The sequence below is a fragment of the Chryseobacterium sp. WX genome (genome assembly GCF_029542485.1).
Taxonomy (GTDB): Bacteria; Bacteroidota; Bacteroidia; order Flavobacteriales; family Weeksellaceae; genus Chryseobacterium; species Chryseobacterium cucumeris.
Genome location: NZ_CP120710.1, coordinates 4922711 through 4942821, shown reverse-complemented (window position 1 = coordinate 4942821; position 20111 = coordinate 4922711). Strand labels below are relative to the sequence as shown.

General features: G+C 36.6%; 21 protein-coding genes. 5 read left to right on the top strand and 16 right to left on the bottom strand.

Features of this window, described 5'->3' with window-relative positions:
- Positions 1–175: 175 nt before the first annotated feature.
- Positions 176–619: a JAB domain-containing protein gene (locus PZ898_RS22725; RefSeq protein WP_042719913.1), complete on the top strand. Its 444-nt coding sequence runs from the start codon at positions 176–178 to the stop codon at positions 617–619.
- A gap of 256 nt (positions 620–875) precedes the next feature.
- On the opposite strand, the gene PZ898_RS22720 is transcribed toward PZ898_RS22725, so the two are convergent.
- From PZ898_RS22720 to PZ898_RS22670, 11 genes are read right to left on the bottom strand one after another with little or no spacing between them, the layout of a single operon-like run.
- Positions 876–1328 carry a DUF3872 domain-containing protein gene (locus PZ898_RS22720; RefSeq protein WP_042719912.1) on the bottom strand — a complete coding sequence of 151 codons (453 nt, stop codon included), beginning with the start codon at positions 1326–1328 and terminating at the stop codon, positions 876–878.
- A gap of 12 nt (positions 1329–1340) precedes the next feature.
- Entirely contained in the window at positions 1341–1901 is a 561-nt protein-coding gene (locus PZ898_RS22715) for a conjugal transfer protein TraO (RefSeq protein ID WP_153394517.1), read from the bottom strand.
- Between the two features lies 1 nt (position 1902).
- Positions 1903–2805 carry a conjugative transposon protein TraN gene (gene traN, locus PZ898_RS22710; protein ID WP_123263123.1) on the bottom strand — a complete coding sequence of 301 codons (903 nt, stop codon included), beginning with the start codon at positions 2803–2805 and terminating at the stop codon, positions 1903–1905.
- A 15-nt stretch (positions 2806–2820) separates the two neighbouring features.
- Entirely contained in the window at positions 2821–4119 is a 1299-nt protein-coding gene (gene traM, locus PZ898_RS22705; RefSeq protein WP_123263122.1) for a conjugative transposon protein TraM, read from the bottom strand.
- Positions 4120–4122: 3 nt separating this feature from the next.
- Positions 4123–4350, bottom strand: coding sequence for a hypothetical protein (locus PZ898_RS22700; protein ID WP_134197423.1), 228 nt, complete (start codon positions 4348–4350; stop codon positions 4123–4125).
- Between the two features lie 52 nt (positions 4351–4402).
- Positions 4403–5026, bottom strand: coding sequence for a conjugative transposon protein TraK (gene traK / locus PZ898_RS22695; RefSeq protein WP_123263121.1), 624 nt, complete (start codon positions 5024–5026; stop codon positions 4403–4405).
- Between the two features lie 13 nt (positions 5027–5039).
- Positions 5040–6032 (bottom strand): conjugative transposon protein TraJ, encoded by a 993-nt coding sequence (traJ, locus tag PZ898_RS22690; RefSeq protein ID WP_123263120.1) that lies wholly within the window; start codon positions 6030–6032, stop codon positions 5040–5042.
- 1 nt (position 6033) lies between these two features.
- The gene (locus tag PZ898_RS22685) at positions 6034–6666 is read right to left on the bottom strand and encodes a DUF4141 domain-containing protein (RefSeq protein WP_123263119.1); all 633 of its coding nucleotides are present in this window, start codon (positions 6664–6666) and stop codon (positions 6034–6036) included.
- A gap of 21 nt (positions 6667–6687) precedes the next feature.
- Positions 6688–9198 (bottom strand): TraG family conjugative transposon ATPase, encoded by a 2511-nt coding sequence (locus PZ898_RS22680; RefSeq protein ID WP_277694298.1) that lies wholly within the window; start codon positions 9196–9198, stop codon positions 6688–6690.
- Positions 9195–9527 carry a DUF4133 domain-containing protein gene (locus PZ898_RS22675; protein WP_042719906.1) on the bottom strand — a complete coding sequence of 111 codons (333 nt, stop codon included), beginning with the start codon at positions 9525–9527 and terminating at the stop codon, positions 9195–9197. Before PZ898_RS22675 ends, PZ898_RS22680 begins: the two co-directional genes overlap by 4 nt.
- A 10-nt stretch (positions 9528–9537) precedes the next feature.
- Positions 9538–9843 (bottom strand): DUF4134 domain-containing protein, encoded by a 306-nt coding sequence (locus tag PZ898_RS22670; protein WP_042719903.1) that lies wholly within the window; start codon positions 9841–9843, stop codon positions 9538–9540.
- Positions 9844–10028: 185 nt separating this feature from the next.
- Here PZ898_RS22670 and PZ898_RS22665 point away from each other — a divergent pair, with 185 nt between their 5' ends.
- The gene (locus PZ898_RS22665; RefSeq protein ID WP_277694297.1) at positions 10029–11003 is read left to right on the top strand and encodes a PDDEXK nuclease domain-containing protein; all 975 of its coding nucleotides are present in this window, start codon (positions 10029–10031) and stop codon (positions 11001–11003) included.
- A 33-nt stretch (positions 11004–11036) separates the two neighbouring features.
- Here the strand turns inward: PZ898_RS22665 and PZ898_RS22660 are convergent, their stop codons facing one another.
- Genes PZ898_RS22660 through PZ898_RS22650 form a run of 3 tightly spaced genes read right to left on the bottom strand, consistent with a single transcriptional unit; the run spans position 11037 to position 12831 of the window.
- Positions 11037–11654: a hypothetical protein gene (locus PZ898_RS22660; protein WP_277694296.1), complete on the bottom strand. Its 618-nt coding sequence runs from the start codon at positions 11652–11654 to the stop codon at positions 11037–11039.
- A gap of 9 nt (positions 11655–11663) precedes the next feature.
- Positions 11664–12059, bottom strand: a complete 396-nt coding sequence (locus tag PZ898_RS22655) for a DUF3408 domain-containing protein (RefSeq protein WP_042720019.1) — start codon at positions 12057–12059, stop codon at positions 11664–11666.
- A gap of 4 nt (positions 12060–12063) precedes the next feature.
- Positions 12064–12831, bottom strand: coding sequence for a ParA family protein (locus PZ898_RS22650; RefSeq protein WP_153394526.1), 768 nt, complete (start codon positions 12829–12831; stop codon positions 12064–12066).
- A 632-nt stretch (positions 12832–13463) separates the two neighbouring features.
- On the opposite strand from PZ898_RS22650, the gene mobA reads away from it, so the two are divergent.
- The 3 genes from mobA to mobC all read left to right on the top strand — a co-directional run bounded on the left by mobA (position 13464) and on the right by mobC (position 17275).
- Positions 13464–13898 (top strand): conjugal transfer protein MobA, encoded by a 435-nt coding sequence (gene mobA / locus PZ898_RS22645; protein ID WP_153394528.1) that lies wholly within the window; start codon positions 13464–13466, stop codon positions 13896–13898.
- The gene (mobB, locus tag PZ898_RS22640; protein WP_277694295.1) at positions 13895–15148 is read left to right on the top strand and encodes a conjugal transfer protein MobB; all 1254 of its coding nucleotides are present in this window, start codon (positions 13895–13897) and stop codon (positions 15146–15148) included. Before mobA ends, mobB begins: the two co-directional genes overlap by 4 nt.
- Before the next feature lie 126 nt (positions 15149–15274).
- Entirely contained in the window at positions 15275–17275 is a 2001-nt protein-coding gene (gene mobC / locus PZ898_RS22635; protein WP_277695615.1) for a conjugal transfer protein MobC, read from the top strand.
- Between the two features lie 52 nt (positions 17276–17327).
- On the opposite strand, the gene PZ898_RS22630 is transcribed toward mobC, so the two are convergent.
- Entirely contained in the window at positions 17328–18173 is an 846-nt protein-coding gene (locus tag PZ898_RS22630) for an RteC domain-containing protein (RefSeq protein ID WP_042720015.1), read from the bottom strand.
- Positions 18174–18219: 46 nt separating this feature from the next.
- Positions 18220–19923: an AraC family transcriptional regulator gene (locus PZ898_RS22625; protein ID WP_277694294.1), complete on the bottom strand. Its 1704-nt coding sequence runs from the start codon at positions 19921–19923 to the stop codon at positions 18220–18222.
- Positions 19924–20111: the final 188 nt, after the last annotated feature.

Here is a 20111-nt window from a genome sequence, read left to right as displayed (position 1 = left end):
GGTTTTTATTCTTTGTCAACACTTCATATCTGCTTTCTTTTTTCCGGTTTTTCTTTTGAAAAATATTCAGCGAAGCCTGAAAGGCTTTAAGGAATAAGCTGGGGAAGGGATGGGAACATATCTAAAATATAACAGGTACGGGAAACTCAAGTCTCTGCCGTACAAGAGCAATCACATGGATTTTAATATTGTCAATGAAATAAAATTAATCTACTCACGAAAAGGAAATTCTGAGAAATTAATAAGCTGTTCACGTGCTGCCGTTGATGTATTTCGTCAATACTTTGACTCTGATGAAATAGATTATAGAGAATCATTCTTTGCATTGTACCTAAATCAGGCAAACAAAGTTTTAGGTATCAAGAAAATATCTGAATCCGGTATTACCTCAACAATAGTTGATGTAAGAATTATTATGCAAGCAGCCCTATTGTGCAATGCAACTGCCATTATAGTAGCACATAATCACCCCTCAGGAAATTTAAAACCCTCAGCGGAAGATTTAAAAATTACTCTGAGCATAAAAAGTGCATCAGAATTTTTAAATATTAAATTATTAGATCATTGTATTTTAACTTCAACAGATTATATGTCGTTTGCCGATGAAGGACATCTTTGAATAAGTTTTACAATTACTAGAATAAGCGACAATTCTTCATTGTCGCTTATTTAAAATTTGACGAAAAGACAATTCCTTCCCTTGGTCGGAAAAGTCTTTTCGCGCATCTTGAGGAGTAACCCTATTGAAAAATTAGCTTAGATCAATTTTCTCAAAAAGGTTACAGGTAAATGGTAAGGTTATCCGCTATAACCTTATATGTAAAAACAAAAGGCCATTTCTGATGAAATAGCCTGAAATTTTAAATGATGATTTCTTATAAAGTTCCTATACTTTGAGGATTAAACTGGAAATTCACTTCCTGCTTATTACCCATATTATCCGAAATCCAAATATCAAAACTTTGAGAGACTGAAGATTCGGAAGTATAGTATAATCTGAATTCCTTTTTACTTAGTGGATAGAAATCATTAGGGACAAAGGATGGATTGTCAAATAACCGCAAACTTCCAACCCCTTCAGACTGAAAATATCGTATCGAGTAAGTAGTACCCGCATAATTCCCACCCGGAATAATACGGCATCTGATCTCTATAGTTTCACCTTTAGAAATGTATTTCTGAACAGGCATCACCTCTACCTCAAAAGGAAAATTCTGCTGAATTTCCAAATTATCCTTCTCACATGATTGTATAAGTAATAAGATCATCACTGGAATGATGAAACACCCTAACAATAATTTAAATTTATGATTAAGTATATATTGCATTTCATATTATTTTTAAAAATTACATCTTATTCCAACACCAAATAGAGCATGTAACTGCGCCATCTGACTATTTTTCAAATAGCGAAGTTGTCCGTTGACCAGAAAGACCAAATGCGGTGTCAGATAGCTTTCAATAGACAACTTACCATTTACTCCATAAATAAAGTTATCTGTTACAGTAAGCATTGAACCGTCATACAGCAATTCATTGCCTTTATTAATCTGTTCATAACCTGCCAGACCGCCAATTCCCAAATTAAGATTGACATTTCTCATAATATCCCCCCATATATAAAAACTGTATCCTCCATTGAACAGAAACATTTCTATCGGGATTTCGTAGTTGGCATACTCATGATAATTTCTGCTATATTCTGCCAACCCAAACAAATAATTCCCGTTCTTTCCATAAGAAATAAGCCCTGCTGTTAAAACATAATTTTGTTTTTTGGGAGAACTAGGATATATAGAATAGGATATTTCAAATCCTTTTTGCTTCGGAGTCATCTGCTGTGCAAATGACTTTGAACTCACTGTTAAAACGAAAAGCATTGCTATCAATAATCTGTTCATCTTAGTTGGTTTTAAAATTTAAACTATTGATCGGTTTCGCATGGATCAGTTCCTTATTCTCAAGCTGAATTTTTTGGTGCCGTCCTCCGTTTCTTTCAAGAATTTCAATCTCCAAAACCTGATCCTCTAACAAAGTGAATTGCTCCAGTAAATAAACTCCTATAAGATTGGAATGGCGAGTTGCAGTCACAGAAGGAGTGTAAACTCTAATTGGTTCCAACAACTTATCCTGAATAACGGTTCTCTTTAAATTCTTCTTATCTGCAATTTTAAAATTGATTAAATCAATATGATAAGCTATATTGCTGCTGTTATCAACCTGTAAGGTAAAGTAGAATTTATTGTCACTCACGTGTAATGCACGGACAGAAAACTGAATACCGAAGCTCTTTGACGCAATATGTTTAATGGTTTTTCGGCTCTTTCGATACAGGCTTTCCATAATCAATTCTGTAAGTGATGAAGAGCTTCCTTTGAGATCTTCAAAAAGTACATCGGTTGAATATTCCCTTTCAATGCTTCTCTGCATCTTGACAAGATCGTAACTGAGGATATCAGGATATGCACTGTAAAAGACATCAAAACTGTAAAATTTTCCATCTTCTGTAATGACTGAAAAATTGGTTTCTTCTTCAAAATCCCTGACGGCCGACTTAACCCGAAGAACATTTCCGATAGGTTCTGCTTTATTAGCAACCAAAAGATCGCTTCCCAGATCAACGTATTTAATTGTGGAAGGAAAAATCACATGAGTGGTTTTACTGTAAGTCACTTGCATCCTGAAAGGTTCCAGCTTTGCCCCTTCCAATGAAACATAGGTCATCACGGAATCCTGACCAAATGCTCTGCTTATAAACAGCAGAAACAGAATAATGAGAATATAACGGCTCTTTAGTGTATTCATTTTTTAATTTTTTGATTAATTATTTTTGGGTACCAGCAAGACCTGATGGCCTGCTTTTACAGTTACTTTTAGCTGTCGCACCCTTTTTTGAAAATAACCAGACAACCCTTGTACAATACCCCTGCTTAAATCGGCAGCAACCTGCTGTCCTGCTGATTGGGTCATCATAATGCTGGTACCGGAAGCCTGACTCATATTGGCAACAACATCGCTGACCGCATTTTGCTCCGGTGAATACGGAACATATAACCCCAATTGCCCATCATTATCGTAGATATTGATTTCTACAGGATAGACGCTGCCTTTATATTGAATGGAGGATATTGTTAACTGAAGTCGCCCACCCTGAAATTTACCTGAAGCGATAAGCAAACTACCCGGAGGAAGTTCTGTACGCCCTAGCTGCAACGCCTCTATCAGTCTTATGGGTAGTGTACTTTCATTGACTATAGTCTTAGTCTCATAGATAATACCTTGTATCGCATTTTTAGATTGAACTGAAATTACAGTCTCATTTTGAGCATTATAAAACCTATTTTGATTCAAACCTGCAACAAAAGCACTGTCTGACATCTCTCTGTATAATGAGGAAACAATATTGGAATATGCAGGTCTTACTGAAGTAAGTTTAACTTTCTTTTCAGTAGATTTGTTAGGCTCTTCTTTTGGTGCAGACTCTTCCTCTCTTGGAGTTGTCGGAAGGTATTTGGCTGCCATCTGATACGATTTTTCCATTAGTTCTAACTGATCGTTCATTCCAAGACCTGCTGGAATAGGGTTGTTCTGCATCGCCTCATTTTTTAATCTTGAGATTTCTTTCCTTAGATTATTGACTTCCTGATCATCTCTGCCATAGAAAGAACTCAATGTCTGCTGTGCACTGCGATAACTGTTTATAGCATTCTGATCGGATTGTTGAAGAGTACTCTTATTAGATATTAAAGCAGAAGTATTCCCATTCGAATTTAAAGTACTCTGGTCATTCCAATAGTCCGATAAAGTGGTTATTGTATTTCTTTTCTCTTCATTTTTTTGCTCCAAGAGTTGTTGCTCGTAAGCCTTTTGCTTATCCGACTGCAACTGTCCATCCTTTGCTTGTGGAATAACGGCATTAAAACCTGCTTCTTCAACTAGGGTATTATTGGATTTTGGTTTAAAAATAAGGTAAAAGCAAGTTGCGCAAATGGCAGCCATCAGGAAATAAAAAACCGGCTTCTTCACTTTCTCCCATTGGGCTTTGGGATGGTCACTCAATTCATTGGAATTTTGAGGAAGATCATTTTCTGTGATTTTAATTTTATCTGAATCTTTCATGCTCTATTTTTTTGTTGGTGAGTGTACTATATCATAATATCCTGATCCTTTTCCGGTAGTCTTCTTAGAAATTCCGTCAATATGATTGATAGACATGGTATTCCTTCTTTGACCTGTCGAAATAAAGACGTTGATAATGACAATGATTGTTAGAAGAACATAACCACCAAAGAAAACTTTGGTTAGCAATCTTTGCTTCGCTATAGGAAGAACCTTCCAATGATTTTCCATCTTTAAAACATAATGTTCGATTGTATCTCTTAATTTTTTCATTACGGTCAGGTTAGCGTTCAACAGTTTCTACATCTTTGTTTTCAATCACGTTGAATTTTTCTATCGTAAATCCCTGTGGATTGCTGTCAGACCGTACGGAGTTCACCAGTGAGCAGTTCGTGACCAAATTTCTGATGGTAAGATTACTGGATCTGATAATAAACTGTCTGGCATAAGTTTTTACGGCGTAGGGATAATTATCGAAGTTGGCAACAACACTGTCCACTTCAATCCTCTGCTGGATATTACCGGAAATGATTCTGTTATAGTATCCTTTCTCCTGGAGGTCCTTGTAGTAGTTAAATGCGGATTGGTCAGCCAAATTAAAAGCCCTTTTGACATTACTTTCAATCGCATTCTTATCCGGAGCTATCGTGAAGAACAATTCATGAAATCTTCTCACATGCTCCCTAGCTTCAACCGGTCTATTGATCGACATATCCTGTGAAAGTGCTACCATCAATGATTTACCGTTATCCAGCACATAAATCTTCTGACGCTGCTCTTCGGCAAACTGGTAGGATTTAAATACCACCACGCCTACAACACCAAAACACAACACCACAAAAACAAACGTAAATAATCGGATCTGCTTGAAACTGCTCTCAATATTTCTTAAAGTTTTAAATTCCATAGAACTGTATTTTTTATTTTAATAATCTTCCCGAAATATTACCTGTTGCAGAACCTGCTGCAGCGCCCGCAATATTACCCGACTTTGTAGCGGTCTGGTTCACATTACGCATGAAATTGCCTGCTCCTCCTGCCTGTATCACCCAGCCTGTAACCGTTGGTACTGTAAAATAGCCGATGATGCCAATCACCATATAAATAATATAAACCGTATTTGAAGTGTCAGGAATAAAAGTGGGGTCAGCAAGCATCTCTATATCCCGTTCCAGAATAAGGGCCTGGATCTTCGCCAGAATGGCACTGAATATATCGGCAACAGGAAGCCACAAATAAACACTGATATATCTTGTCAGCCATTGGGTCAGTGTGGTCTGAAAACCATCCCAGACGGAAATCGCAAAGGCTATCGGTCCCAGGATTGAAAGAACGATCAGAAAGAAGGTTCTGATGGTATCGATAACCAATGCTGCTGACTGAAAAAGGATTTCAAGAAACTCGCGGAAACCATCTCTGATATCTTTCTTGATCGCAAACATTTCTCTTTCGATATACATTCCTGACATCGTGACCAAATCAGATGGTGACCATCCAAGTTCTTCCAGTTTTTTGTCAAACTCTTCATTAGAAATCAAATAAGCCATCTCTGGATTTCTGAGCATGGCTTCCCGCTCTAAAAGATCTTTTTTCTGCTGTAGTTCATTCATATCCAATACCTGGTTTTCCAACATTGAATGACTTCCCTGAACAATCGGACTCATAACGCCATTTAATCCTCCTAATACCAATGTTGAAAAAAAAATAATGCAGATGCCAATGGCAAAAGGTCTCAGCATTGGAAACAAATCGATGGATTCCGCACGGCTCAATGACTGCCAAACTTTTAATGCCACATAGAATAAAGCGCCTAATCCTGCGACTCCTTTTGCTACAGCAGCCATATCAGCGCACATCGGCATCATTTCTTCATAAACGGAACGCAGTACTTCGTGTAAATTGTTCGGTTCCATCTTACCAGTATTTTTGATTGGAGGTTCCGTAAAGATCTAACACCCTTTGGGTGTTGTTCTGTTTTTTTGCCCTCAGATAGCTTACTGAAATATTCTTATTGGTATAGTAGCGTACAAGATTATGATATGCTTTCACTTCTTTGTACACTCGATCAATAACATCCATTCTTTCTTTGTCGTTGAGGGAAAGGCCGTTGGATGAGATAATTTCTTTGAGTTCTTTCAGCAGCTCCGTGCTCTCCGTCAAAAGAGCAGAATAACCATTCGCAATAGATGCTAATTCCTGCGCATTAAAGTTGGGGTCATTGAGCATTTTGCCGAAATTATTGACATACATTTCAGAAACATCACCCACTAAAAGAACAGTTTGCTGGACCTTTCTGGCATCTTTTACCAGATTATTGACAGCTTTGAGCTTATCATAATACTCTTTACCCTGCTCGTACACCTTTTTGACCTCGTTGAAGTTCTTAACAACGTTGGACACCGTTGACGAAGTCTGTACAATTTCGTTGGCAGAGTTCAAAATACCTGATGCCAGATTAGCTGGATCAGTCACTACAAATTGTGCTTTCGCAAATGTTACGGTAGCGAAGAATGCTACCATTACTGTTTTAATGATTAAATTTTTCATTGTTATAAAATTTTAAATGATTTAATGGTCTTTTGTATTCGATTTGATTCTCTTAAGAGATATCCTCCTGATGGCATGTTCTACATTACCGTCAAGTTCTGATGCAAGATTCATCACTTCCATTTTTTCAGTTTCTTCGGTGGTATAAGCCAGATATTCCTCACTGGACACTTCAGTGGCATAGACCGCAGAGTGCGTTCCGCCTAATCCTATCCAAACCTCTTTGTACAGTCGCTTTGGATCATTGTTCATATTAATTGAAAGAACCTGGGATTTTTCTTTATCAGTCAATCCGAGCATTGCCTGGATATCATCGAACTTGTTCATGTACTTCCTTTGGTCAAGAAGAATCTTACAATCCGAATTGTTAATGATACTTTCTTTCACAATCGGTGACTGGATAATATCATCGACTTCCTGCGTCACTACTATGGCTTCCCCGAAGAATTTCCTTACCGTTTTGAATAAATACTTGATGTACTCCGCCATTCCTTCTTTAGCAATCGCTTTCCATGCTTCTTCAATTAGTATTAGTTTTCTAATTCCTTTAAGTCTTCGCATCTTATTGATGAAGACCTCCATAATGATAATGGTAACTATTGGAAAGAGAATTTTATGATCTTTAATAGCATCGATTTCAAAGACAATGAAACGTTTTGATAAGAGGTCCAGCTGCTTTTCCGAATTGAGCAAATAGTCATACTCCCCTCCTATGTAGTAAGGTTCCAACACATTGAGAAAGTTCGCAATATCAAAATCCTTTTCTCTGACCTTTTTTCGCTCAAGTACTTTCTGATAATCCTCTTTGACAAAGTCATAGAATCCATTGAAAGAGGGTTGTTGTTCGTCGGATTTAATCTTTTCGATATAACCGCTTACTGCATTGGATAATGCCACTTCCTCAGAACGGGTCGGTGGTTCATCATCTCTTTTCCAAAGCGTTAAAATCAAGGTTTTAATACTCTCTCTTTTTTCGATATCAAAGACGCCGTCATCAGTATAGAATGGATTGAAAGCAATGGGATTATCCTCTGTATAGGTAAAATAAACCCCGTCCTCTCCTTTGGTTTTTCCTTTAATCAATTCACATAATCCCTGGTAGGAATTTCCGGTATCAACCAAAAGAACATGAGCACCCTGTTCATAATACTGACGCACCATGTGGTTTGTAAAGAAAGACTTACCGCTGCCTGAAGGTCCGAGGATGAACTTATTCCGGTTGGTAATGATCCCTTGCTTCATCGGCAGATCAGAAATATCCAAATGAATCGGTTTTCCGGTCAGGCGATCTGCCATTTTAATACCAAATGGTGACGGTGAATCCTGATAATTGGTTTCCTCGATAAAAAAGCACAATGCAGGTTCAATAAACGTGTAGAAACTTTCTTCACTTGGAAAATCTCCTGCATTGCCCGGAATTCCAGCCCAATATAATGTCGCTGTATCGGTAGTATTATGGCGGGGCTTACATTCCATCAATGCTAACGCACTGCCTGTATCATTCTTTAACTGCTTTAGCTCATGAGGATTGTCAGACCACGACATCACATTGAAATGAGCACGTATAGACTGTAAACCATAAGAATGGGCTTCATTCAGATACTTTTCAATCCACTCTTTATTGATCTGATTGGCTCTGCTGTATCTTGCGAGTGAATGCATTTTCCTTGCGGATCTTTCAAACTGCCTAAGATTTTCATCACTGTTGTCAATGAACAGATACTGGTTGTATATATGATTGCAGTTTAGTAGAAGTCCCACAGGTGAAGCAAATGACAGCAGACAATCACTGCGGTCCGTACTCAACTTTTCATAACGGCTGTGTGATGAAACAGTGCCTGGCAAATCTTCAGTGTCAGACAACGTATGCATACTAATACGGTTGTTACCAATCCGCATTTCTTCAGATCCCAACTTAATGTCCTGCAATGAGGGATTGGCTTCACGAGATAAAGTGAGATACTGTTCCAGTAAACCTGAGCTTTCTGAAGTTCCTGATATCTCATCTTCATTTATTCTTTCGAGATGGATATAACCGCTGTCATTCATTATCCGTTCCAACTGGTCCACAGCTTCTAGAAATCGATGAATAACTTCCTTGTCCTTAATCTCTTTTGGAATCAGCTTACCTTTGCACAGAGATGAAAAGTTGCTCTGCATCCTCATTCTCTCCTTACTGGTTTTCGTAATGAACAGATAGCAGTAGTGATTCAAAAAAGGTCTCTCATTGAAATGCCTTTCAAATGATTTGGAAAGAAAACTCTGGTCTTCCCTTGAAAGATCAGGATTGTAGTTCTCTTTGATAAACCAGTCCTGCTTGTGAACCACGGTAAAATCCGGAAGCGTCTTGATAGCTTTGAACCATGCGGAGTGCATCGCTTCATACTCAGCGGAAGCAACGGTAAACAGTTCCGGAAGTTTAACTTTAAAGCAAACCGTAACGTCAGCGTCCTTTGAAATGATACAGTCATTTTCAATGGCTAACAATGGAAATTTACTTTCCAAAGTTGCAGCTTTAGAAGAATTTCTCATACACCTGCATTTTTAGGGTTAGCTTTTAGATACCGGTAAATACTCTTACGGCTAATGATGTACTTAGGATGCTTTCTGCGTGCACCCAATTTCATCAAGCCATGTTCTCCGTATTTTCTGTTCAGCGCAAAAGTCTGCCAGATGAGAAGTCCACTAATGGATCCCCCTATAATGAGACAGAGATAAGTATTGACACCAGCCATATACATAATCATGACAAAGATCAGCACCCCCAGCAAGCCACCTGCGAAAATAAAAAGGTACTGTGCTTTAAGACCCTTAAATTCTACTGTCCTCCCTATTCCTTTATTAATATGATAGGTTTTCATAATCATCATTTTAAAGGAAGAATGAGCGAAGAATTGTCGCTGCAACAATTAGGAAGATACATGCTCCAAACCAGCTTGCAGCAGTTTTACTGGTGTCTGGATCACCACTGCTGAACTTGTTGTAAACCTTTACACCTCCGATTAGCCCAACTACAGCACCGATAGCGTAAATTAATTGGGTAGCGGGTTCAAAATAAGAGGTGACCATCTGTGTTGCCTCATTGATTCCCGCGGAACCATTACCCTGGGCAAAGACACCACTTACAAGCATCAGGCTTAGACCTAATACCAGAATTTTTTTTCTTTGTCTTTTCATAATGAATAGATTTTTTGATTATGAAACCCGCACTTTACGGGCTTGATGACAAAGATGTCCGGGTCTTAGTACTAAATAACAGGAATGGCAGTGGATGGAATCTTTTGGCTGTTAACAAACCGTGTGCTGGTCAGAATTCCTGTATAATTAATTGTAAATTTGTAAGGAATTTCAAAAATTAAATCATGGATAAAAGGTTCACGGATATTATTGAGCTCATCAAACAGTCTCGTAACAATGCGATAAGAAAAGTCAATGAGGAACTCATCGATCTATATTGGAATATTGGTGAGTATATCAGCAAAAAGGTTGAGCTGAGTGAATGGGGACAATCAGTGGTCAAAGAACTGTCTCTATATATCCAAACCAATGAACCGGAGATCAAAGGATTTTCGGATAAAAATCTTTGGAGGATGAAGCAGTTTTATGAAAGCTATAAAGAAATTCCAAAAATCTCAACACTGTTGAGAGAAATAAGCTGGTCTCATAATCTAACCATATTCTCCCGATGTAAATCGATCGAAGAAAAGGAATTTTATATTAAGTTGACCAAACAGGAAAATTATAGCTTTCGGGAATTAGAGAGACAAATATCCAGCAGCCTTTTTGAAAGAACCATGATCGGAAATTCAAAACTCTCAACAGTGTTGAGAGAAACCAATGCTGACATCGCCAATACATTTAAAGACAGCTATGTATTTGACTTTTTAAATCTACCAGAAACATTCAACGAAAGTGATCTCCAAAAAGGTCTGATCGAGCAGATGAAAAATTTCATTCTGGAATTAGGACGGGATTTCCTTTTTATCAGCGAAGAGTACAAAGTACAGGTCGGCAATTCGGATTTTTACATCGATCTTTTATTCTTTCACAGAGGACTGCAATGTCTGGTGGCTTTTGAACTAAAAGCAGATAAATTCAAACCGGAACATTTGGGTCAGCTTAATTTCTATTTAGAGGCATTGGACAGAGATGTCAAACGTCAGAATGAAAATCCAAGCATCGGCGTCTTGCTGTGCAAAGACAAAGACAGTGAAGTGGTAGAATATGCTCTCAGCAGAAGCTTATCTCCAACAATGGTTTCTGAATATAAGACTCAACTTCCTGACAAAAAGGTTCTGCAGAAAAAGCTGCACGAATTGTTTGATAACAGATCTTAATTGAAACTTCTTAATAACAAAAGGGGAATTTGCCTAAACAAACTCCCCAATATCGAAACCTTCAACACCATCTTTGTCATTGGAAGCTATTCCTTCACCCTCATTCGAAATGCTTTGACTTAACAAATTAGCAATACGCTTCGAAGCACCTCCCAATGAATTTTCCAAAAGATCAAAAAGCTCGGTCCCATGAATTTTTTGAATTGTAGCAACTGCTTGTTGTTCTAAGTCAGGTTCCAGCATTTCCATCTGTAGCAGCTGACCCGCAGTACTCAATTCCTGAAAGGTAACCCCCGTAGCAAGCCCGCTTTCGACATTGGAGTCCTGATATTTCCAATCTTCTTCCTCCTGCTCCCAATCATCATTGATTAGAATATCATCAAGATTTTTATTCTGAATTACATCAGCGGCTTTCCCGTTTCTGGTTTCTGAATCAAAATTATATTCTGTTAATGAAGTACATTCAAGGTGGCTTTCAAGGGCTTCAACTGGCCAACCTTGTCTTTTTATTTGCTTGGTAGCTCCCATTATCGATGGAGGGCTTTTCTTAGTATTGCTACTATCTTTCGCACGAACATTGACTGGGAATCTTCTGTCTAGGAGAATTAGAATGATAGTGATTAATAAACCTATAATGATTATTTTTTCCATAAAATGATATTAAAAGATTGGACGGTATTTATTATTAAAATCATCAGTGATTTCCTTTTCAAACATTTCAAAATGATACGCCAGTATATTATCCAGATAAGCATACAAAGGTATTTGGTCGTCTGCAATAATCTGAATAATACGTGAGAGACGTTCGTGATACTCCGAACGGATATAGATACTTTTATCACCCCGCTTAGTCATTGTGTGGTGGGTCAGAAACTGCTCGACATAGCTTAAATCTGATGTTTTTTTATTCTTTAATTTATTTTTTGTTTCACCTTTCTCCTTTGGAGAATCATCAGTTTTTGAAAGAACTTCCTTCTTAGGACTTCCTGCCATAATGGACATTAGATATTGTTCATCTATCCCCTTATCATCATTGTTTTTTTTTTCATATTCCATAGTCTTATAGTCTTACAATTCTTAAAAATTCCTCTATGAACTTATCCAGCCTGCATTGAGTCGACAGCTTAGGATCTGCAGGCAGTAATGTTGATCTGAAAACCGTTTTTGCTGTCAACTCACCTTCTTTCCGAAATCTTTTACTGTCTGCAATCGTTGTTTCCATAAGCTGCAGCCCTAAATCTGTAACCACCTTACTGTAATTTTTGTACAACATCGTTTTTTCTCTTCTATCAACCTGATTCCAAAATAAATGAATACTTTTAATCCCCGTTCGATTTTCTTTCATCAACACATTCGTCAATACATCAGTGAAACTTAGGGTACTCTCCAATACGACACGGTCCGCGGTAATAGGAGAAAAAATGTAATTGACATTCGTCAAGGTTCTCAGAATACCTGCCGTATTAACGGTGCCGGGTAAATCTAAAAAGATGACATCGGGTACAATCTCTGAGCCGTTAACATAAGCTTCCATTTCTTCTAAAACCTTATCGGTTTTACTCTGGAAAATGGGATACGCTTTTTTATTGATCGTCGTAAACTGTTGGTGAGCCATCTTTTTAAAGATCTCATTCTGCATCACCATTTTCAAATCTCTTTCTCTCATCTGCAGTAAACTGTACTGCGGAAAATCACAGTCAAATACTGCGACCTGATAACCTAACCGGTAATGAAGAAAACTTGCTAGAAGTGATGTAAAAGTGCTTTTTCCTACGCCTCCTTTTTGAGTGGAAAATGCAATAACTGTGGGTTGTTTTTTTGTTTTCATTTTAAATGAATTTTAGTTAAACCTAATTTGAAAGGATGAAGGACAGCAAGCCTTTAAGCAATAGTGACTGCATGCTGTATACTTTGCTATCAAGAGTGTTGACGAAGATTCCTGACAGATATATTGGATTACATCAGTACTGAATGATTATTGTCTTTACTTCTATCCTGGCAGATTAGCTTTCTTACTCCTATCTCTCACGAATGATATCAAGACGGCTGGCATGCCGGACTGCAAGAATGCAGGATTTCAACAATGCAGGATGTCCATCACCTCTGCCTTATCAATGTCCTGCCCTCCATCTGTTGCAAATGAAGAACATTTCTATTTCAGTGCTTATCTAATGGTAGTTCTTGGCAGCACACTTCCTTCTTTGGCTTTGTCTACAATACCGTTTCTCTAATTGATTGTGGTTTACTTTGTTTCAGAAGATTGAGGAGTTTTTTGAAATGGCAGTGTCTGATAGTATAATGCCTTAAATCTATTCTATTAAAGATATTTCCTTTCACCCGAAAGGGGCAAGTTATGTTTTGAGTGCCTCATAACCTTTTTGTGCCTCAAAACTACTTGCCCTGGCTGGGGCTATAAAACCACTCCGAAGTCGTGATTTTCTTAACTTTAAATTGGATGATATGGAACCAAATAAAAACAATAAAGGAGGACGTAAGCCCAAGCTGAACCCAAGTAAAAACAGGTATGTATTTAGACTTACTGATGAGGAAAATATAATGTTTTTAAAATTATATGAGGCTTCTGGAATGAGTAACAAAGCAAAATTTATTACAACAATTTTGTTTCAGAAAGAATTAAAGATTGTAACAGTGGATATTGCAACAATGGATTATCATACCCAACTCACTAAATTCTTTTACCAGTTTCAATCGATTGGAAACAATTATAATCAGATTGTAAAAATTTTATATCGAAATTTTACAGAGAAAAAAGCGTCTTTCTATCTCTTTAAACTGGAAAATCACACCAAAGATCTAGCATTAATTTGTAAAAAGATTATAGAGCTCACCAAAGAATTTGAGCAAAACCATATTCAAAAAACTTCTGAAAAATGATTGCAAAAATTGGAAAAGGTGAAAATCTATGGGGTGCCCTTACCTACAATCAACAAAAAGTTGACAACGAAAATGGAACGGTTTTATTCACTAATAAGATTCCTGATTTGTGGGACCATCCTTATTCTGTCAGATTTTTTCATCAGTACTTTGAACCCTATCTGATTGCCAATAATAAAACTGAAAAACCGGTAAGACATATTTCCCTAAACCCTGACCCCAACGATAAGGTTGATGACAAAATTTATAGAGAAATGGCTCAGAAATATATGCAGGAAATGGGGTACGGTAACCAACCTTATGTAGTGTTTAAACATACGGATATTGACAGGACTCACATTCACATAGTCACCACTTGCGTCCAGATCGATGGGAAGAAAATATCAGATCGCTATGATCACTCTCGATCGATGGAAGCCTGTAGAAAACTGGAAAAACAATACAACTTGAAAGTTACTGGTGCGAATAGAAATTTAAATCAAAGCTCTATTTTTAAACCTGTAGATTATACTAAGGGGAATATCAAAACACAATTATCCTCGATACTACGACATATGCCTCAAACTTACAGCTTTCAAAGTATAGGTGCTTATAGGGCTTTACTTTCTCAATTCAATATTTCCGTTGAAGAAGTTAACGGAGAGCTTCACGGAAAAATGAGAAAAGGAATGGTCTATTTTGCTACGGATAAAAATGGAAAAAAAATAAGCAATCCTTTTAAATCATCCCTTTTTGGTAGGCATGCAGGAGTAGAAAATATTCAGGAGCTCATTGAGAAATCTAAAGTGAAAATGAAAAATGATCCATTAAAATTCATTCTTAAAAGAACCATTGAAACAGCAATCAGTACCAGCAGAACTGAAACTGCATTTAAAAAACAACTGCTTGAACAGGGAACCGCTACGGTCATACGAAAGAATGATGATGGAAGGATTTACGGAATTACATTCATAGACCATAACTCCAAATCTGTTTGGAATGGTTCACAGTTAGGTAAAGAGCTTTCAGCCAACTCATTCAACAAACTATGGCATGAGATAGAAACAAAACCTGAAGCCAGTTCATACAATAGTTCTAATAATGACATATCATTTGAAAAATCTTCAGAACATTTCTTCAGCAATAACAGCTACGAAGGAGTTCACGGATTCTTTTCCAGTTTATTGTCCTCAGATAAAGATAAGGATCACGAAGAGCAAATTTTTGCGTCTCAAATGAAAAAGCGAGAAAGAAAAAGAAGAAAAAAATAATATTCTTTTCCAAGATGCTACCCTTATAACTATGTCCTAAGAGCCAAAGCCAGCCAACAGATGCTCGCAACGGCGCATTTATAGTTGAGAATACCTAATCCTGTATTTATGCCTCTAAAATGTGATATGCAGGGTGAAGACGATTTAAGAGGGCTTGCCAAAATCATGGCATTTATGCTAGCGGTCAGCATTATTGTAGTATTAATGCATCTGTATTGGTTTTGTTACGGATTTTTTGCACAGCGACAATGGACACTGGAACTCATCAATAAGATACTTTATAATTTTAACAAAACAGCAGGGTTATTTTCTCATGCCATTTACTCTAAGCTCTTCGCTATTATATTGCTAGGTTTGAGTTGTCTTGGTACAAAAGGCGTAAAGAATGAGATAATCACCCGGAAAAAAATTAGTATCGCTTTTTCTATTGGTTTTGTCCTATTCTTTTTAAACTCAATTATTTTACAACTTGATACCAGCTTTACAGCTGTACTTTATATTCTATCTACCGGCTCCGGATACATTTTACTGATGCAGGCAGGAGTCTGGACAGGCCGTTTACTGAAAACGAATTTGATGACCGATGTTTTTAACAATGAGAACGAAAGTTTTCAACAGGAGACTCAATTACTCTATAACGAGTACTCTGTTAATCTTCCAACCAAGTTCTATTATCAGGGAAAGTGGCATCAGGGATGGATTAATGTGGTTAATCCGTTTCGTGCCACCATTGTCTTAGGAACCCCGGGCTCAGGAAAATCATACGCCATTGTCAACAACTATATCAGACAGCATATCGAAAAAGGATTTTCGATGTACATCTACGATTTTAAATTTGATGATCTGTCTACTATTGCTTACAATCATCTTATCAATCATTTCGATGCTTATACAGTAAAGCCGAAATTCTATATCATCAACTTTGACGACCCTAGAAAAAGTCATCGTTGTAATCCCTTAAATCCTAATTTTATGACGGATATATCGGATGCGTACGAAGCTGCCTACACCATCATGTTAAACCTTAACAGAAGCTGGATACAAAAACAGGGCGATTTCTTTGTTGAGAGTCCTATCATACTGCTAGCTGCCATCATATGGTTTCTTAAAATTTATAAGAACGGCAAATACTGCACTTTTCCACATGCTATTGAACTGTTGAACAAAAAATACGAAGATGTTTTTACGATATTAACATCTTATTCTGAATTAGAGAACTACCTCTCTCCTTTTATGGATGCATGGCAGGGCGGTGCACAGGATCAGTTGCAGGGGCAAATCGCGTCTGCAAAGATTCCTTTGTCAAGAATGATCTCACCACAATTGTATTGGGTAATGACTGGAGATGATTTTTCTTTAGATATCAATAATCCTGAAGAACCCAAAATATTGTGCGTAGGAAACAATCCGGATCGTCAGAACATTTATTCTGCCGCGTTAGGATTGTACAATTCAAGAATTGTTAAACTGATCAATAAAAAAGGACAGTTAAAGAGTTCTGTGATTATTGATGAGCTTCCCACTATTTATTTCAGAGGCTTGGATAATTTAATTGCAACTGCCAGAAGTAACAAAGTTTCTGTATGTCTCGGATTTCAGGATTTTTCCCAATTGGCCAGGGACTATGGGGACAAGGAAAGTAAGGTTATTCAGAACACAGTAGGAAATATCTTTAGTGGGCAAGTGGTTGGAGAAACAGCAAAAACCTTATCTGAACGTTTTGGAAAAGTACTCCAGAAAAGACAAAGTATATCCATCAATCGCAATGATACTTCAACCTCCATCTCTACCCAATTGGACAGTTTGATTCCTGCTTCGAAAATCTCAACCCTGACACAGGGATTTTTTGTCGGTGCTGTATCAGATAACTTTGATGAAAGAATTGATCAGAAGATCTTTCATTCGGAGATTGTTATGGATACAGTTAAGCTTTCTCGGGAGGCGAAAGACTTTCAGAAAATACCAAAGATCCGATCTTTCACTGATATAGACGGGAATGATCTGATGCAAAAACAGATTGAAGAAAGTTACAAAGGAGTCAAGGCAGATATTCTTAGCATTGTCACCAATGAGATGGACAGAATAAAAAATGATCCCGGCTTACAGCACTTAATGAAAAATGATTAAATAGTGAAACCTCAAATACCAAACGATTTGAGGTTTTTATTGGGTATTTATGTTACTCAGCATCATTGTTCATAAAATATTGATTCAAATTATCACTCACCAATTGAAGGAATTTGGTTGGTCCCTGTTTTCGGTTACGGATTTCAAAGATGGTTTTATGAAAATTACCTAAATCGCAATCCAATGACTTTTCTGTAAATTTTATGACCTCGCTTAACTCGATATTACCACCGTTAAAACAACGCATCTGGTAAAGCGCATAGATAAGCTCTATAAGACCGACCTTTGATCCCGACCAGCTAAGAGGAGAAAATACTTTTGCAGTAAAGTTATCATTCGAACTTTCAATTTGCTTTTTTAAATACTGATCAAATTGCTGATTGGAAATAAATCTGGCGATCATATGATCGTGGGAAGTTGTAAAACTTGGATCATAGTTATAAAACCCGGATGATAGCTTCATCTTCAAATCATAAGAATTACGGACAAATATTTTATGATCAAGATAGGTCGCTTCTCGTTTATAGTAACTGTAAAATTCAGAATGCTCCAAATAAAAGTTTTTCAATTTTTCCTGTTCTGCTTCATAATATTTTTTTAAAGTCTTATTTCCGGCAGCCGGTTTATGAGATTCAATATCCAATACTGCAGAATAATAAATAAATTTTGAGATAAACTGCGGTTTCAGTTTTTTAAAAAACAATACCTCTTCAGCAATGTGATCAAAATGGTGGTTTGAAACCAGAAGTTTTAATTTCCTTATCGACTCATCAATAATAAGTAATGCCTTTTCCGAAGTTTTAATCAGATCATTTCCGTCAGTGTTGACTTCGTTAATCTTTAGATCCAGATCCTCTAATAATTGTGAAGTTCTTTTAAAAATAGTTTTTGTTACCATGTCCTTTTTTCAGAAATTTACAAAAATTACCTAAAGCATTACATAATCAACTAATACCCAGCTCCTTTTTCCGATTCTTTATATAATCAGTAGGTCTTATCCCATTGATATCAAAGAACAGATTTGAAAAGTTCTGACGTGCAGCTATACCGCATTCTTCGGCCAATGCTTCGATAGTATAGTTTAAATATTTACTGTTGGTATTAAGTAAGTTAGTGATATAATTGATTCTCAGTTCGGCCATGTATTTATTAAAATTCATCCCTTTTTGTTCATTGATATAAACCGAAAGATAGTGGGAATTGGTTCCCAGCTTTAAAGCAATACTTTTCTGCGTAATCCCTTTCTTTCTGAAATACTGTTCCTGCTCAAACTTCTGAAGCTTTTCTTTTATTTCTAAGGCCATTTCCGGGGTAAGAGAAGTCTTTCTTACAGGGAGCTCTATCATTTCTTCTCTTAAAACATCATTGATATTATATTTTCCTTCAGCAATTCTCTTTTGGAGAAGCTGATATTGCTTTTTAATCTTTTGATCTCTTCGATGCCGGACAACAAAAAAGCCAAGAATTACACTTCCTGAAGCAATCAGCATCTGAGCAAATACTATTTTTTTGGTACTGGATCTCTCGATTTCTTCTTTTGCATCCATCAATGTACGTCGGTCAAAATCTTTATGAAGTTTCAAAGATAAATATGGAAAATCTTTACTGATTAAACTATCTGCTTTTAAAAGCTGATTGGTATAGTACAGCTGCTTTTCGACATTCTTATCTTTATAATGATCAATAAGATAGTGATAACTCTTATACACCTCAGGAAGTATAAAATCATGTTTGTTGAAAATAGAGTCTATTTTGTTATAACATCCTGTAGCCCTATTTATATTATCCTGCGCTTCATAAGTTTTACCCAGGTAATAATATACTACAGAAGCCCAGGCGAAATCGTTTCTGTTAAGAATAGTGGGTAAAGATTTTTGCAAGTAATCCCGAGCACCAACATAATCTTTATTATGAAATCTGGAAATTCCGATGCATTTGAGAAAATAGCTTTTTTCCAATGCAAAATCGCTATTATTGGCGGTTAACCGATAACCCAACATACTTAAACTGTCGCTCTTGTTAAAGTTATTCAGATATCTGTTAAGTACGGTCAGTTGATGTAAGCAGTTGAGATACGCCTTCCCATAATTAAACTTTTCATTTTCATGATGGTTTTCATTCAACTTTGGCCTGTAAAATGAAATACATTCAAGAAAATGTTTCATTGCGTCATCATAATAGCCCAAATGACTTTTTACAATTCCTAAATGATAGAGAACTTTATACCGATGGTACTCATCTTTTGAACCTTTTGAGTGGGTATAGGCTTTAATATACTCATTTAAAGCTAGCTTAAATTTTTTTTGATAAAAATAATAGATGATTCCCTTACTTAGATACTCTTTACTGATATCATCTTGGGTTCCATGCTTTAAGCTGGCAGTAAGCGCACTATCAGCATACTTCATTTTGTTTTTAAAGTCAAATTGTCTCGCATCTCTATACCCTTGAATCAGCTTTGAAAAATTATTTTCGTTTTTTGCTTTCTCAATGTACAGTTTTACATAGGGCATTGCATGAACGTCATCTATTTCCATTTTTTCATAATGCTTTCTAATTTCACTGAAAGTTTTTTCCTCTTTGTTTTGTGAAAATAAAAATTGTGAAAAAGTAGGAAATATGATGAGAAAGTAATAAAACTTTTTCATAGCCTGATATTTAGAACCTCACTATCTCAAAAATAAACATTTATGTTTTAAATAAATCAAAATTCAATGAATTAAATAACAGAAAGACAAAAATCCTGTAAAACATGCAAATACAACCACTTAAACTCAGATATTCTAATGTATTAATTTTAAAATTGAGACGTAACAATTTTAAAATAGAGCCATAT